This is a genomic window from Proteus sp. G2673, assembly GCF_009915125.1.
Classification (GTDB): Bacteria; Pseudomonadota; Gammaproteobacteria; order Enterobacterales; family Enterobacteriaceae; genus Proteus; species Proteus penneri.
Window position 1 is genome coordinate 187237 of record NZ_JAABLT010000023.1, and the last position, 15867, is coordinate 203103.

Consider the following 15867-nt stretch of genomic DNA (forward strand, 5'->3'; position numbering starts at 1 on the left):
TTAAAATCCTTTTGGTGCTTTAGCAAATGTCTTACCCGCTTTCGCAGCACCTGAGCCACCACCACCGAATGGACTCCATGTACCACCAGCCAGCTGATACGCGCCATAAGCTTGAATAGGTGCTGTTAATAACGTTGTCATTGCCCCCATATTGCCTGAGCGTCTTGCCATCTTTGCATTAAGGCGATCATTCTCAGCTTGCATACGATAGCCATACGCTTCACGAGAAGCGTTATTAACCATAGTTAACGCATCAAGCTCACCCATCGCGGCAGTATCCCCCAAAACATCTAAAGCCCCTGCCGTGCTTAAATCAATGCCACTGGCTGACATTGTTGCCGCCTGTGTGCCGGCTAATTGGCGAGTACGTCTACGCTGTTCTTGTGCCTGAGCGTTGCCTTTATTGATCGCATCAAGTGCAGCATCTTCATTAATTTTGGCATTTTGATTAGCCACTGATGCTTGAAATTTACCATCGGTATATTGTCCGTATGCTTGCAATGCAGAAGTACCAATTACTGCAGCCGCTAATGTTGTTGGTTCACACATTATTTAGCCCTCAAAGTAAAACGATGGAAAGGTAACTGAAGTAAACCTGCTGGCTTTGCTTCCTCAATATGAAACCCCAACCAATGGAGCCAAGCCTTAGCAATATGATTACGTTCATCGACATAATTCATCAGTGTTGGATATTGCCCTAACATCTGTTTTAAGATGGGTTTACAGCGCCGTAGAAAGGTTTTCTGGTGTTGCTCTAATAAATCAGTCCCCACTAGCCAAGGGATACCTAAACCAGTAAGTAATGAGCCAGAAGCAACACCAAAAATAGTCACGACTTCATCATTAATAATGCCGGCATAGGCTTTAGTAGAAACAGATAAGCCATGCCGTAATACCTGCTCAGGTGTTTGCATTGACATAGCGTAGAACTCATCAACATCAGCTTGTCTTACATGTGGTAATAAACGAACAATATGTTCATGAGTAGCAGGAATAATTTGTACATGATGTTTTTTCATATTAGAAACCACCAGCATCAATACGCGGAATAACAGAGAGCACCGCTAACGGTAACGGGTCAACCTGTCTAATAAAGACACGTCCATTTTTACTCCAATCTGCATCTAAATTAATTTCAACAATGCCTGTGGCATCATCAACAGGATTGTCGTAAAACTCGAATTGACGTTGAGGATACTCATATAACCGTTCTTTTTCAGTACCAGCCCAAATACCCCGACTACTATTTACAATTAAGCTGGCAACCTTAATAAGTTTCTTCTTATCAAGTAATGTTTCTTGCCCATTAATATGGATATCAAGTGTTTCTAATTCACTGGTAATAGGTAATCCGATATGCACTACGGCTGATGGCGTATCAATTTCCACTGCACCATTGGTGACAATAGCCTGAGGTGAAACATTAGCATCAGAGAGAATATTAACTGTCTTACCTTCAAGATGATTTAAGCCAGCAAAGCGATAGCGGGCAATGCTCCATTCAGTAGTGGGTGTATTTTGTAATGCTGGTGGAATATTGCGATTAGCAGAAATAACCACTTGATTTGCAGATATATATTGAACAATCTTACAGCGAAGCTCTTTATGTTCATTATCTTCAAAATAAGGAATATTGACGGCACTACCAATATCAGAAGCACTAAAAACTGGATCGCCTGAAATCACTAATGGATAGTTTTCTTGATAGTTCCACTCACCCGCTCCACCAGTGATAGTTGCTGTTTGTGATATATCAGTATTTCTACCGTCATAACTTAAGCCAGAATCCACAAAGAAAGCATCTTCTGTGCGAGTAAATAAACGGCTAGCCAAGCGCTCTACATACCGAACCTGTTTACCGTTTACTGTGCGTTGAACAATAAAATAGGCTGAATCTTCATTGCCTTCACTGATCGAACACGTTGACTCAAATTTCCCTTCTGTCGATTGTGGCGCCCATGCAAAAACTTGCTGTTCTCTTAAATAGGTTAAAGCCAGCATTAACCCATCGTCACGAATGCACCATGCAATAGAATATGGAACCGTAGTAAATGACCAATCAACAATGCGGTGACGTTGAAATAGGTGATTTGCCAACATAGTTAAGTCAGTGCCTTGATACCCATCGACATCAAAGGAATACGATAAATCACGCACAGCACTACCTTTCTCTTGTATATAAAGCGCAATGTTCGCAACAGAGATTGGCGGTAAATCACTTGAACCGTTAGCACCTTGTGATGACATTGAAAAACTGGAAGGTGTAAGCACTTTGTTCTGATCGCCTGTGATTTGATATTCACCACCAGAGGTCAATGCCACCAGCGAACCGACATCAATCAAATGGCGAATTTCATTAACTTGACGACCTGCATACGTGTAGATAATGCGATCATCATCTTGAATAGGATTGTTGCGCCCAAAGTCTTTATAGTCACCGCTACGACTGGCCCATATCGTTTGCGGGTAGGCACGAGAGCTAGCAAAGAATAAACGTTGTTGATAATAAACAACGGTGCTTGGATAACCATCGACATCATTCCACACTGCACGCGCCCATTTATGGCTTGCATTATCTTCACCAACGGCATTGGATGGAATATAAGAGATCACCTTTCCTGTGGCTGTTTTACCATCTTCACTTACAGTTTCAATTTTTACGATACCAAAACCACTATGCAGATATTCCCACTGGATCCCTGTATCACCACCCCAACCATCCCAGCTCATTCCTTCCGTGTGAGACGGCCTTAGTGTTCCTGTTTTACCGCCACTATTGGCACGATAGTAGTTACTGTCAGCACGACGTTGATCATTGAGGTTGGTTGTTTTATCTGTTTCCCAGACAGGAACCGCATCAATATCACGTTGCTCTAAATAGAACTGTTTACCTATTTGCTCGGTACCAAAAATATCATGCGTAGAGGTTAACGTAATTTGCCCCGTGCTTGCACTGGCATAAACTTTCATTGCCTTATCGGTATTGATATCTTCAAAGGGGCCGTTCTTGGTTTCAACGGAGACTAATTTCCAATCATCATGATCGTAACGCTGTAACTCCATTGGTGGATAATCAGTATGAACAATCGTCATAACATCGGCTGATTGCGTATACTTCAAATCAAACAAATCAGCTTCTTTATAAGGTGTAGATAATTCAAACACTTCGCCTTTATGTTCACCATCAGCATAGAGAACCTGCCCACCATCTTTAAATACGCGAATATAACGATCACCAAACTCTAACGCGTAGGTTTGTACGGTGCTGAATTGGAAAGGAATAAGGCGAGACTTCTTATTTTGATACTTTGTTTCAGCAATAAATCGTGTGCCTGGTCTATTCTCAACGCCACCATATTGACGAACAATAAAGTTATGGCACTTGCGCAGTGCAGTTGAATACTTCGCAAGGTCAACACGACCATATAGGCTTGGTGCAATTTCACCGCCTGAAAAACTAGGTTGAATAAGACTAAATGGCATTATGACAACCTCGCTTGTGTGAATTCATCCATATAATCAGTTGGCTCTGCTGACTCACTTAATGAATGTGCGGCCGCACTTTTAATAACACCTTGGTAAATTTGTAATGCCTCACCACCAATACCCGCATTTGATGCCAATGGACGAGCTAATTCAGCCGCTAAACGCCATGCAAGCGCATCTTTAAATAACGCATCAAACATATTGACGTCAGTAATACGTGCAACATACTCAAGCCATGCGCTAGGGTGATCAGTAAAAATTAATCGACCAGTACCGTTTTCATCTGAACCAACATGAAAATGGATTGCTGTATCTGGTCTACGGTACTTTTGATGAGGTTCGACAATACCAATGGCTTTTAGGCAATCATTAGGATAGCGATAGGCATACGCCCAATTAGGTGGGGGATTATTTGTATTGGCTAATGCCACCTTTTTAGTCGCAAAGTTCCAAGGAAAATCGGCAAGCACACTATCACGGCATTGCGCATAATGAAGGTTACATTGAACGGCTTCTTTGCTGGCTTCAGTCATGCTATTAATTGAACGACTATTACCAATGCGACTTAATGCAATATTGCAAATTTCAATTTCTGAGGCCATTACTCACCCCCATCAAAAAGAACATCTGCCGTTGATTTTGTGTCGCCTGCACCTAGAGCCAGATCGGTTATTTGTAACTCTACATATACTGACTTCTTACCTTCACGTTCATTAATGGATTTAGACAGTATTTTGGCAACAGCAGACAGCTCAATACTTTCACCAACATCAGGAATAGAAACACCTAATTTTTCTATTGTGTCGTTTTCAAGTGAAATACGTAGCCCGTATGGATATTCTTCACGAGTTTCTTTTTCACCTTTGGCATTTTCATACGTTTCTGTGCTGGTTTTTAGATTGATTAGTTTCATTGGATATCTCTCGGCTCAGGTAGAAAATAAAAAAGGGGCTTTCGCCCCCTTTATCATCGGGGGTTAAACCCCAAGTTCTTTCCGCTTTTCATCTATTGCGGTGCGCATTTTATCTGCGCCCATATTGTGATGAGGTGCTTTACCAAATAGCTGGGTATATTGCTCACGAAGCGCATCAAGGCTTGAATCAATTGCCACACCTGAACCGCTAACAGCAATATTACTTATTCCTTCACCAGTATTATCACCAGCTCCATCAGCCACACTATGAGTATTAAGTCGAGCATCAGCGCCACCAATTAACGCTAAGTTATCACCAGCTATACCGTCGTACTCAACCTCTTCACCGATTTCAAGTAGACGCCCAGCGATAAATGATTTTTTTAAAACCTTATATCGTGACATGTCACACCTTATTGAGTTACAGCATCGTAAATAGGATGAGCATCAACAGTTAGGTTAATGCCCGCGGTGAACTTACCCGCCGTTAATGGCCCTTCTGCAACAACATATTGCAGGCGCAGGTACTTCAGAACGCCTTGAGGTACTTTCGCCACAATACGTTTACCTGCATTTAAATCAGCAATTGGTATTGCCACAGATTCAAAGATAGATTTAGCATCAGAGAATTTATCGTCTGTCGCGGTTTCTAACTTAATTTGAACAGTCGCTTCACCTGCTGCTTTAGCCTGTTCAGTCACTTGTGCAAACAGCTCTAATGGCTCACCAATACCGATATCACGAAATGCACCATGCACTGGCGTTAAGTCGATAATTTGCTTACTTACAGCAGATGCAGTAACAGCCTGATCCAGTGAAAAAAGCGTTTCTTTATCTAAAATCATTTTGACTATCTCCAAATAAATGAAAGTTAGCGGAGCCGTTAAACGACACCGCAATAACTTATTTCACCTGATCTTCAGTCGTTAAGATGGCATCAACACGGCGAACAGGAATTTCATCGAATGAAACAACTTTCTTACCGGCAACTTCTGCCATAGAAATATTGACGTTTTTACTGTTTTTAATTTGGCGACGCATCCAGCTACGGATTTGCTGGTTACAATAAAAAACAGGACGCCCCATAGAGAGGTTGGGGATCTTCTCAATTGCTTGAATAAACAAGTCTGGTAAATCGAGTGTGTCCGCTTTTTCTGGATCTTTACCAATTTTGGATAAATCAATATTGGCGATACGGACAACATAACGCCAGTCACGAACTGAGATACCATTTTTCCATTGGAAATGAGTACGAAAGCCTTGGTATTTACCTTTGTTCTCATCTTCTAAAGTAACTTCACCTAAATGGTTTTGCTCTAAACCTGCTTTAGAACCTTTAGGGAAAATACCGTGGACAGTGTTTTCACCCCATACCACTAACCACACAGAAGTTAAGTTACTTCCAGTACCACCAGCATCAATGATATTGACTGCATTCTTTGCTTTCATATCGTTAAAGCGTGCAGCTAATCCCGTAAAGCGCTGAGGATGAACCGTAGCATCACCATAAATAACTGTTTCAGCCATTTGCTGGTTCATTGACTCTAAGAATGCAATTGATTCAGACAATAGAAATTCATTCTTTTGCCCGTTCAAGTTAGCAAGATCTTTATCAACTTCAGAATAGGTTTCAAGCATACCAATCGCATCAGTAACCTGTGCTGTGGTTGATTTGCTTGGCGGTACACCATAATTAAGCAAACGCCATGTTGCAGATGGTAAACCAGTACGAACGGTTGTACGGTGACCCGTTGGTAAATTACCTTCAACGAAAACCATATCATCAAGAATTTCATTAGACTGATTCAGCAATTCGACGATCTTCGCTTGCTTGCTGTCAGGGCCTTGTCGTTTAGCCCAATCAACGAGAGTTAAAGCAGGCATGTTATTTCCTCTTTGTTATCCAAATAAAACATCAGCAGCACTTTTACTGCCGTTACTGTTGCCAGTGACAAGACCGTCCTCTGACATTGCTTTGCCTATCTTGGCAAAAGCCCGAATAATCTCTGGGTGATTACCTAACCCTGTTTCTGTTAAATACAATTTCAAATCATCAGAACCATAGGTATCTAATGCCTTTTGTGCTGCACCAATAGACTCATTTGATCCTAATTCTTCATCTGCTTTAACAGTTTTAGCCCATTGCTCAGTCTGCTTTTGCCAACCATCATTGATTTGTTTCTGAATAGCAGGCATGATTTTAGAGCCATAAACATCAACCAGTTTTTGCGCTTGTTCGTTGTTTAAATTCAGCTCACGAGCAATCGGCTCAAAGACTTCTAATGCACCTTTATCAAGCTCTTGCCCTTCTTCTGGTGCTTTAAATTCATACTTTTCAGGCGCACCTACATCTGATTTATTGGCATCATTTTTCTTATCAGCCGGCTTGCCCTGCTCTCCACCATTCTCTTTTTCAGTGCTTTTAGTAGGATCATCACTATTTGCTGGTGGCTCATTTTTATCTGTTGCTGATGTTTCTTGAGTAGGTTCCGTTGCTGTACCGCCACCGCCTTCACCTCCCTCGCTGTGTTGCTCGTTATACAAACGACGCATAATTAATTTCTGCCATAAGTTCATGACTGTTTCTCCCCTTGTTAAACGCTTGGTGTAGTTGCTTCATTTGCCATTTGCGCATAAAGCTCAGGGCAAACTTGGTGTAATTGATTGAAAACTTTTAATCCATAGTTACGCTCGCCCTCTCTAAATGCCATTGCATAGGGATCATTAGAAAAAGAGCTACGAAATACGCCAGAGTCAGAAATCAAACGCCAAATAACAGCACGCCCCGCTTCTGTGGACATAACCTCTTTTAGCTGTTGTTCTTCTTTCTCTTGCCTATTTTTTTGTTGAATATCGTATTCAGTGCGAGCAATTCTCTCGTCTTCATACGCATCGAATGGATGTGTCATTGAGCACCTCCACCAGCCATAGCGGACAAGGCACTATCATTATCAAGATTGGTATCACTGAGCGTTTTAGCACCATCAATAGCAGACTGCGCCATTTGCATCTGAGCCATTTGTTGTTGCTGTGCTTGTCTTTGTTGACGTATGGCTTGTACTTGCTCATTGGTTGCAACGATAGTTGGAGAGACACCAATAGCAGACGCATAATTATCAATGGCATCATCAGCATTAAGCTTATCAAGGGCTTCAGGCTTAACTTTTGCCAGATTGCCAACAAAGCCAGCAAAGCGTTCGATACTGCCAACGCCAATCGATTTCTGTGCCTGAGCCATTACAGAAATGTACTCAACCTTTAGATCCATTCCCTGCATTTCATCAGGCGCAATGGGAAGTAAATTTTTGTTTACCAAGATTGAGAAAGTGCGATTAATCAGTTTGTCGAGTAACTCAGAATCAAGGCGTTGCAGAACAGGCCCTAATTGCAATAGCTTCTCTTCACGCATTTCAACAACGGCTTCAATCGGCATAGAGCGCGTATTCACCATTTGCATCATGCGGAATAAATCAACAAAGTAAGCGGTATCAATCAGTTGACGAGTATCTTGAACATCTTCAAGTAATGCTTTCAATGCTACAGGTTGAACATCAAAAATCGTTTGAATTTTATTAGTAGGATTTGCCTCATCAAGATAGTTAATGCCACCGGGTATAGTATTTACCCGTTGGTTTTTTAATGAGGCTGGCACTTGTAAAGGTGGATTGGTCAGCTTATCAATCATCTGCGCTTTACGCTTTTGCATTAACTGAAGTGCTTTAGTACCACCTAACGCCAACATGCCAGGGCAAGATGAACCGTAAACATCTTCACCATTCACTTCCCAGCGTGGCGCCATAATAGGAAATTCATCATAACCAGATTCACGTAACACTTTCTCGTTATCGCCAGCCACTTCAAGATAAACGGATTTAAAAGGCTTATGCTTCGCCTCTAACTTTCCTGTTTGTCGTTCAAGGTTTGGATATACAGCATGAACCACTTCAACCCATTGGCTGTACTGGCTTGAATTCCACATTGATTTAACAGTATCGCTGACGCTATCAATCCCGAATTCCATCACCAACTGGCGAACGGTCATCGTAAATTTGCGATAACAAACATCAACACTCAGGCTTGGGCTATTCGCAATGTAATAACTGCCAAGGGGGAAATGAACGGTACGAATAATACGCTGACTATCTTCAACAACCGCCATTGCAGCAGTGCCGAAAGTACCTAAATCACCATACATCAACGGTAATGACTGATAGAGATTAGAACGATTGAACACTTCGTTCATGCGTTGTTCTGTGGTTTCTAGCCAAAGTTTTACAGGGCCATAATCCATTAAATCAGGATCAGGTGTCGCTAAACGAAACCAAGGACGAGCAGGACTTGTAATGCCTGACATCATGCCACTTGAAAGCACCGATGAAGCTAAAGACGCCGTAGGGTCAATGATCTTACTATTACGGCGATCACCTCGATTAACCTCAGATGCAGTAAAGCGCGTACTACGAGGACGAGTGAAATCTGACAATTCACGCCAATGCGGTTCAAATGAGCTACGCTCTGTTTCCAACTGATTAAGTTGTTGCAGTAGCTGTTGTTTCAATGGCGTTGACATAGTCACCCCTTATTGACCAAGTAAGGTTTTACCGCTAGTGGATGCTGAACTTGTCGCACCTTGCGCACCTGTTAGTAACGTAGACTTACGACCTGCGGCTGCACGGCGACGACGCATTTCATCATCACGACTACCCGTTACTGCCGCATCTTGTTCTTGAGGTGCTGCCTGAACTGGTGGAGGAGTAGTAATTTTTGGAGTTGAGCCTAATCCGCACATAATTCACCCATAGATTAAATTAACCAATATTGCATATTAAATTAATAATACATGCTATTTGACAATATTGAAAATTATAACTACCATTTTGGTTATGCGATGCCACTGCATTTTTCTCGGTATTGTTACCACGACAGCGTGCTTTACCTTAGGACTGTTTGCCCTCTACTCCAGAGGGCTTTTTTTTATGCAAATGGATCGTAATCTGAATTGCTGACATTAACGCCAGAATGAGGTGAAGAGTAATTTCTATCTATTTTGGTGACTGGATAGGCGAATGTCAGTGCAAGCGCATCACCTTTACCGGGTGAACGACCAAGACGCTTTTTAATTTCTGTTTTATCTTCTAGTACAATCTTGCTATCGATAACACGAACTTTGTATTCACCACATGACAAATCATCTGCGGTTTCCTGATCATCAATAGCCCCACCAATTTTTAGCCATGTCTTAACGCTGTTATACATTTCACCGCGTTTGTTTAGCATTTGTGGATCTGTTGATGCACCACCAAACTTAACTAAACGCCATACGCGCCCCCAACTTGTTCCAATAGAGTGAATACCAGTACCATATCCAAAGTCGATATGCACAGCGTCAGCCTTGTATTGATCTTCAAAGTCAGCAATACGCTTTGCCATAACAACATCATCAGTTGTTTTAAAGCCCGTCCACAAGCACTTACTGAATAAACCTTGGCGTAAATAAATGACTGCATCATCAATACCTGAATAGGCGGGGTCAACACCAATAATTACTGGAGCATGAGCAACTTCTGCCTGTGTGATAATGCGCTTCATGGCTTCATCCGTTAATCCTGTTGGAATAAACTGCAACTCTGATGCTGACGGGAATACACCACGAACACGGACTTTAAAGAAGTCGCTATCTTCGCCGTAGTCCTCTTCCCAGTTTTTAATCTGCTCTTTGTTGCTACCTTCAACGGTACGGCTATCAATCTGCTTGGTGTTCCAACGATGTTTAAACTTACGAAAGCACTCACGAAAACGCCCTGTGTTACGGGTTGGGTTACCAAATGCTATCCAAATAATTTCTGTTCCTTCATCCGTTAACGCCCCTTCTGCGACTTCCCATACCAGATCGGCAATGTTAGACGCTTCATCAAACACTAAAATAATACGCTTGCCTTTGTTGTGAAGCCCTGCGAATGCCTCTGTATTGTTCTCTGACCAAGGTACCGCATCAGCACGCCAAGCATTAGCATGATTAGGATCGTTTGAGTAGATAGCTGTCTTAGTGCAAGTAAACCAATTATTAGTCAGTGATAGGCGTTGCCACTTCGCTATTTCTGGCCACGTTTTAGTACGTAGCTGATTTTCGGTATTAGCCGTGACGACAACCTTACAATCTTCGCAGGTATCCATACCCCACTTGATGATCATTGAAATAAAGGCAGATTTGCCGATACCATGCCCAGAAGCACGAGCAAGTAACAATGGCTGGTGGCGTGTCTTTGGATTGCGTAGATGTTCACCGATTTCATTTAATGCTTCGGCTTGCCACTGACGAGGACCATTATATTCTTCAAGCTCTCCACCAGCTTCCCCCCACGGAAACGCGTAATACGCATAACCTAATGGATCATGCGTAAATGATGCGATATCTTCAATGAGTTGCTCTTCTGGTGACTTCTGCAAAGCTTCTGACATTACTCAACGCCCCCTTGCTGAGCTCGTTTACGAGCAGATGCCAACTTATCAGCCAATGATACGTTTACATCAACCTGTACTCTGTCTCTAAAGGCATTGATATCAACGTGCTTACCAATCAACTCAAGCACCTTGATTTTATCCAGCAACTTCACTTTTTTAATGCGTGTATCACCGTCAATATCAATGATATCGAATGCAGCAACACTTTTACGCCAAATAGGTGACCATTCAGATATTGGTTTAATATCGCCTTTCTCATTGAGAATATCAGCAATATCTGCATCAAGCATATCAACCAAACGCTTAAGTACATTGTCTGCACTCATCTTGGTGCGTTTATTACGCTGTTGCATAAGTTGTGCGATACGCTCTTGAATACGGGGATCAGCCATTAGCTGTGATGCGCGTTTGCAAGCACTGCCAGATGCATATCCAGCAGAGATTGCAGCATCAGTTTGATTATCGGGTGATTTGATATATTCCTGACAGAAACGTTCCATCTTGTCGTTGATAGGCGTTGGCTGTCGTGCAGGTTTCTTTCTTGGTCTTTTGATAGTCATAATCATCACCTCTTTGGTTATTATGGCCATTCAAAATATAACATTCAAATCTAATTAGGTATTAATGCACCAATTTAAAACCCCAGTATTCGAGGGAATTAAAATAGAAAGGAACACCCGACGGCTATCTGGTTGACAAAATCGCGTCAACCAAATTTCTATTTTGCTATCGTTTTGTCAACCAAGTTAAGCTGTAATTCGCGATATCCACAAGTTACCCAACACTTAGCATCACCAGATAAACAGCATTGCTGAACGGGTAACTGTTCGCCACAACGCTCACACTTGCGCTTAGATAGTTCCTCTGCTTGTCGCTTATACTCCGCATCATCTTTGCGAATAAGCATCTGCAAGTATTCAACAATATCATACGGTTCACGACCAGGCATACGCAGAACACAATTACGCTGTAACATCTCCAACTCTTGATTATCCGCCAGCAATTCAATCTTTGTTACGCCAAGTTCCTTTTGGCGCTTACGTTGAGATGCTTTACGTTCAGCGGGTGATTTAGCCATTTAATAGCTCCTTCATCTCTGAAACTTTACGGCAACGACGACACTTTAACTTATCACTCACTGTTAGCTCTCCTGTTCCATGCTGCTACAACTCCCACCATTGGTATTTTCGCTTAGCTTGTAAAATTAGCTCTTGCCAAATTTTCACAGCCTCAAGTCTTAATTTGCGCTCGTTCATCATTCACCCTCTGGCATTGGTGGGCTAAGCATTGGTTGCCAATGAGTTATCATTGAATAGTCATCATCCTCTATGAAATCCTCACCGCAACTTATGTAATTATCGAATGATATTGACCATGTCCAACCTTCTCCGCATGTATCAGAACGCATAAAAACGTGGTATACAAACTCTTCACCTCTGAACCACCCAGCAATTACTGGCGTGTCCATTTCAGGTAATCTCTCACTCACCTTAACCCAATTAGTTCCCTGCATTAGATGCCTCCTTTGATATCAATATTTTTCATACAAAATTTAAACGCCCACCTGATTAGATAGGTCATCACTAATGCCTGAATAATCACTATTGGTAATGCACCTAGATAAACATGAAGATTAAACTCGCCTAATTTATCTATCGCGATTAAAAGCGATACTGAACACCAAGCAATGAGTTGAAATAGAAATGTAAGAATGTTGCTACTAAATACCCTGACGAGTGCCTTCTGATGCCATTTCATCTAATAACCTCGCTTACTAAAATATTCGATTCGCTCTAAATTGTCGTATGCTTTCCCTCTTGGATAACAACTGCGAATTTTACGAGCAAGGCGTTTTTCCCCTGACATTGAAATGGATCTGCGCTTGCTATCCATTAGCAATCCATGAGCTGTAATCTGTGGAGTTTGTAGCCAGTTTCTATTTTTGTGAAAAATTATGCTCATCTAAAAATCCTCTTGCGTGACATGTCACGATTGTTTGTTTATTTGAATTAACGGAATATCGAAACCTATGTGATTACCTGCAGTTAACTGTTCAAACTCTTTCTTGACTGCACTAATTACTTCACCTTCGCTATCCATAAATGCCACAGGGTTTTGTTGAGTAAATGTGAGATTTTCACGTACTACCTCATCGAGATATGTACAAATGGCATATACCTCTTCTGATGAGATATTTTCTGGCGATACAGAACCATCAAGAATGTCGTAACAAAGCCTAATAGCATCAATTTCTTGGCTCATAATTTCTTCCCAAACTCATTCAACGATTAATTAACTCAGTCACGAACTTAACGAATGGTAATAAGTTCATGATTTTCTGTATTTTCAGGTAACGTTACCCCTATCTTTCCCTGTTCACCCCAAAGCTTTGACGCGCTGATATTCCACACCCTGCAATCTTCATCAAAGATAGCGTCCATAACGGCTTTAATCAGGTTATCGGCATCAGGACGTTGCTGGTGGGGTTTACCATTCATCTCAATGCGTTTCTTCTTGCTCCATGATTTAGGCATAGGGATAACAAACGTTAGGTGAGCACCGCTTTCCGGTAACGTAAAACGGTTAGCCCTCATCTCGTCACAAAAAGCGTGGTACTTAACGACAACGGGTCTTTTCTTCCATGCGTCACGCTGTGTCATACGTGGCTTTGGTACAGGATTGATATAATAAATTTGCTGTTTCATGCGCGTACCGCCATCAGCATTGCGTTCATACGGTTATGAATATCAGCAATCTTTCCATGCTGTAACGGTGGTAAGCTCTTTCTGACGTAGGTTAGTGAGCCTTTCTGACAGATAACATGCTTATCCGTAGGTTTTGCTGGCTTCTTGGTCATCAGTGATGCTTCTTTTTTGATATCTAAATCACGTAGACGCTCCATGTAATCAGGTGCTAGCGTGTATATATAACCAATGCCGACTACCGCTTTGCGCTCAACAACCGCGCATTCAACCAACTTGATCAACGCATAATTGGTCGTTGAGCGATTTTTCTTACCATCAAGCTCTGAGGCAATCTCGGTTATTTCGTTAACTGATAACGGTTTTTTCTTGTCATGTAATATTTCAACAACAAAATCCTGCATAAATTTCATATACGATAACCCTTAAGAGATTAATCATTATGGTTAATATATCCAATTTGGTTATGTTTTCAAGTATAAAAAAACAGAGTTTTTAATTAAACTCATACCCACTTAAAACACTCTCAAATCGTCTATACGCTGTTTTCACTACTCAGACACCCAATCGCATACCTACAACAAATAAAACTCACCAGTGTTTATTACGCTAAGGATTTTGATATCCAATAAACCTTATGCCGATTTATGTTTACGTTTATCAGCATTTTCTAATAAATCCATCCATGCAGGTCTTGGTCTGGTTTTATCTTCAAGTCTTAACGTGGGTTTAGGTATGACCTCTCCTCGTTGTACTCGCTCAGACCACATACGGATCATTTTATTTAAACGCTTCTCAACCTCCGCTTCTGTCAGCCTAAGGTCATATACCTTTTGCCTAAGGTCAGTGAAGATCCAATACTGCACAGGATGCCTAAAGGGGTACATCTCAGCACTATGATAATTACACCGTCTGGCTAGGTATTTATTGAAATCTCTCAGCATTTCATCAAATGGAATTCCAAAAGCATTAGCATCAACCAACTTGTCAGAAAGCATTGAAATGACATCAGATAACTCTGGTGGCCACGGATTACCATTGCTACAACGCTCAATGCAGAATTTAAATATCAAATCGAATTGATCGCTATTCAATCCGCTGAGTGCTCGTTTCCACATCAATGATGGTTCCGTCCCGTTCTTCTTGCTCCACTTGTCCCCATACAGCTCGATCATTTTCCACCAAAGCGGTAACAGCATCGGGTCCGTATTTATCGTTGACGTGCTGTAAGAATTCTTGCATTGGTTTTGATTTTCCAGCGAATTGGTTACTGGTTTTATTGCTCTGACTTGTCCCATTTCTCACCTCGTTATTTTTTGAGCGTTGAAATTTAATACTTTTTGCTAATGCCATTTCCCATTGTTCATGTGTTTTTGCTTTTCCCTCTGAACTCCAGTACGTAACGAATTCTGCTAACTCATGCGGTTTCATTGGTGTAATCAGCCTTACCCCCCAGTACGCTGCTTTTTTCGTAAAGCCCCCATCTGGCTCCCATCCATGAAACATGACAAATTTTTCAGCTACGCCAAATCCTCCCGATGGAACTCGGTTATTCAAAATAGCGTTATTCGCATTATGGTTTGGCTGATAATTTTCATCGTTCCCCTTAGAGAGAGGATCTTTATAAACTTCTTCCTCTTCCTCTTCCTCTGGTAACGGTTTTTGTAACGGTGACTGCGTTACTTTCTTTTTCTTTTTTTCTCGATGTTCTGCCACTCTCCTATTAGTAAGTGCCCGTTTTTTCGATGATTCTCCGTTATGCCTATCAAAATTAGGTAAGACTAACTTACCATTATCATTTTTCATCCAACCTACGGTTATCAGTGCATCAGCAAAGCCGGAAATGAAAGTGATCCTATCTATTACGCTTTTTGTAACGCTTCCTGCGTTACCATCTAAGGTTTGTAAATCAGCCCAAGACCAAACTCTAATTAGCTTTCCTAACACAGCATCAGGGTCTATGTTTAATATCTCTGCTATTTGATAAATCTCTGGTTTATCTGGTGTTATAACTTCAACTTTGATCCAGCTACTAGCCATTTGACACCCCCTAGCAACGGGCGCTTTCAATCAATTGTTTTAATGCTGTTCTATACCCAATTGAGTTTTCATAATTACATGTAACGCAAACACCGTTACAAACGTAACGTTCAGCAACATGACCGTTCTTGCATTTTTTACCTGTGAAAAATTTCCCAAGCCCTTTTGACGCAGCTTCTTTTCGACTAATAATCTCCATTTCAACCTCATTTAATTATGTGTATGTGCAAATACTATCCATTATTTTAAAATAGATCAACCTAA

23 protein-coding genes are annotated in these 15867 nt (G+C 41.5%); all 23 read right to left on the bottom strand.

What is annotated here, in order from left to right; all coding sequences use genetic code 11:
- The 23 genes from GWI59_RS14955 to GWI59_RS15065 all read right to left on the bottom strand — a co-directional run bounded on the left by GWI59_RS14955 (position 1) and on the right by GWI59_RS15065 (position 15603).
- Positions 1-549, bottom strand: a complete 549-nt coding sequence (locus GWI59_RS14955) for a hypothetical protein (protein WP_004250882.1) — start codon at positions 547-549, stop codon at positions 1-3.
- A complete protein-coding gene (locus GWI59_RS14960; RefSeq protein WP_237612114.1) occupies positions 549-1019 on the bottom strand; it encodes a hypothetical protein in 471 nt (156 codons plus the stop codon). The genes GWI59_RS14955 and GWI59_RS14960 overlap by 1 nt, the downstream gene beginning before the upstream one ends.
- Position 1020: 1 nt before the next feature.
- Positions 1021-3483: a hypothetical protein gene (locus GWI59_RS14965; protein ID WP_161725023.1), complete on the bottom strand. Its 2463-nt coding sequence runs from the start codon at positions 3481-3483 to the stop codon at positions 1021-1023.
- Positions 3483-4088, bottom strand: coding sequence for a hypothetical protein (locus tag GWI59_RS14970; protein WP_004243342.1), 606 nt, complete (start codon positions 4086-4088; stop codon positions 3483-3485). Before GWI59_RS14970 ends, GWI59_RS14965 begins: the two co-directional genes overlap by 1 nt.
- Complete coding sequence (gene gp10 / locus GWI59_RS14975) at positions 4088-4399, bottom strand: capsid staple protein (RefSeq protein WP_004243343.1); 312 nt, start codon at positions 4397-4399, stop codon at positions 4088-4090. Before gp10 ends, GWI59_RS14970 begins: the two co-directional genes overlap by 1 nt.
- A 63-nt stretch (positions 4400-4462) precedes the next feature.
- Positions 4463-4804, bottom strand: a complete 342-nt coding sequence (locus GWI59_RS14980; RefSeq protein ID WP_020945807.1) for a hypothetical protein — start codon at positions 4802-4804, stop codon at positions 4463-4465.
- An 8-nt stretch (positions 4805-4812) separates the two neighbouring features.
- On the bottom strand, positions 4813-5244 hold the full coding sequence (locus GWI59_RS14985) for a Bbp16 family capsid cement protein (RefSeq protein ID WP_060555916.1): 432 nt from the start codon (positions 5242-5244) through the stop codon (positions 4813-4815).
- A 58-nt stretch (positions 5245-5302) separates the two neighbouring features.
- Positions 5303-6283 carry a major capsid protein gene (locus GWI59_RS14990; RefSeq protein ID WP_004243350.1) on the bottom strand — a complete coding sequence of 327 codons (981 nt, stop codon included), beginning with the start codon at positions 6281-6283 and terminating at the stop codon, positions 5303-5305.
- Between the two features lie 15 nt (positions 6284-6298).
- Positions 6299-6976, bottom strand: coding sequence for a peptidase (locus GWI59_RS14995; RefSeq protein WP_115370896.1), 678 nt, complete (start codon positions 6974-6976; stop codon positions 6299-6301).
- Between the two features lie 17 nt (positions 6977-6993).
- On the bottom strand, positions 6994-7308 hold the full coding sequence (locus GWI59_RS15000) for a Bbp19 family protein (RefSeq protein ID WP_004243354.1): 315 nt from the start codon (positions 7306-7308) through the stop codon (positions 6994-6996).
- Complete coding sequence (locus tag GWI59_RS15005; RefSeq protein ID WP_161725025.1) at positions 7305-8969, bottom strand: portal protein; 1665 nt, start codon at positions 8967-8969, stop codon at positions 7305-7307. Before GWI59_RS15005 ends, GWI59_RS15000 begins: the two co-directional genes overlap by 4 nt.
- A gap of 9 nt (positions 8970-8978) precedes the next feature.
- Positions 8979-9188: a hypothetical protein gene (locus GWI59_RS15010; RefSeq protein WP_020945812.1), complete on the bottom strand. Its 210-nt coding sequence runs from the start codon at positions 9186-9188 to the stop codon at positions 8979-8981.
- A gap of 185 nt (positions 9189-9373) precedes the next feature.
- Positions 9374-10858, bottom strand: a complete 1485-nt coding sequence (locus tag GWI59_RS15015; RefSeq protein ID WP_161725027.1) for a terminase — start codon at positions 10856-10858, stop codon at positions 9374-9376.
- A complete protein-coding gene (locus GWI59_RS15020) occupies positions 10858-11421 on the bottom strand; it encodes a terminase small subunit (RefSeq protein ID WP_341868137.1) in 564 nt (187 codons plus the stop codon). Before GWI59_RS15020 ends, GWI59_RS15015 begins: the two co-directional genes overlap by 1 nt.
- 158 nt (positions 11422-11579) lie before the next feature.
- Positions 11580-11939 (bottom strand): hypothetical protein, encoded by a 360-nt coding sequence (locus GWI59_RS15025; RefSeq protein ID WP_161725029.1) that lies wholly within the window; start codon positions 11937-11939, stop codon positions 11580-11582.
- A 177-nt stretch (positions 11940-12116) separates the two neighbouring features.
- Positions 12117-12374: a DUF551 domain-containing protein gene (locus GWI59_RS15030; protein ID WP_161681215.1), complete on the bottom strand. Its 258-nt coding sequence runs from the start codon at positions 12372-12374 to the stop codon at positions 12117-12119.
- A complete protein-coding gene (locus GWI59_RS15035; RefSeq protein ID WP_161725031.1) occupies positions 12374-12619 on the bottom strand; it encodes a hypothetical protein in 246 nt (81 codons plus the stop codon). Before GWI59_RS15035 ends, GWI59_RS15030 begins: the two co-directional genes overlap by 1 nt.
- Entirely contained in the window at positions 12620-12823 is a 204-nt protein-coding gene (locus tag GWI59_RS15040) for a hypothetical protein (protein ID WP_161725033.1), read from the bottom strand.
- A gap of 24 nt (positions 12824-12847) precedes the next feature.
- The gene (locus GWI59_RS15045) at positions 12848-13123 is read right to left on the bottom strand and encodes a hypothetical protein (protein ID WP_161725035.1); all 276 of its coding nucleotides are present in this window, start codon (positions 13121-13123) and stop codon (positions 12848-12850) included.
- Positions 13124-13170: 47 nt separating this feature from the next.
- Complete coding sequence (locus tag GWI59_RS15050; protein ID WP_161725037.1) at positions 13171-13566, bottom strand: RusA family crossover junction endodeoxyribonuclease; 396 nt, start codon at positions 13564-13566, stop codon at positions 13171-13173.
- Positions 13563-13976: a hypothetical protein gene (locus GWI59_RS15055; protein WP_161725039.1), complete on the bottom strand. Its 414-nt coding sequence runs from the start codon at positions 13974-13976 to the stop codon at positions 13563-13565. The genes GWI59_RS15050 and GWI59_RS15055 overlap by 4 nt, the downstream gene beginning before the upstream one ends.
- Positions 13977-14198: 222 nt before the next feature.
- Positions 14199-14681, bottom strand: coding sequence for a replication protein P (locus GWI59_RS15060; RefSeq protein WP_020945819.1), 483 nt, complete (start codon positions 14679-14681; stop codon positions 14199-14201).
- Positions 14650-15603: a DnaT-like ssDNA-binding domain-containing protein gene (locus GWI59_RS15065; RefSeq protein WP_161725040.1), complete on the bottom strand. Its 954-nt coding sequence runs from the start codon at positions 15601-15603 to the stop codon at positions 14650-14652. Before GWI59_RS15065 ends, GWI59_RS15060 begins: the two co-directional genes overlap by 32 nt.
- Positions 15604-15867 lie beyond the last annotated feature (264 nt).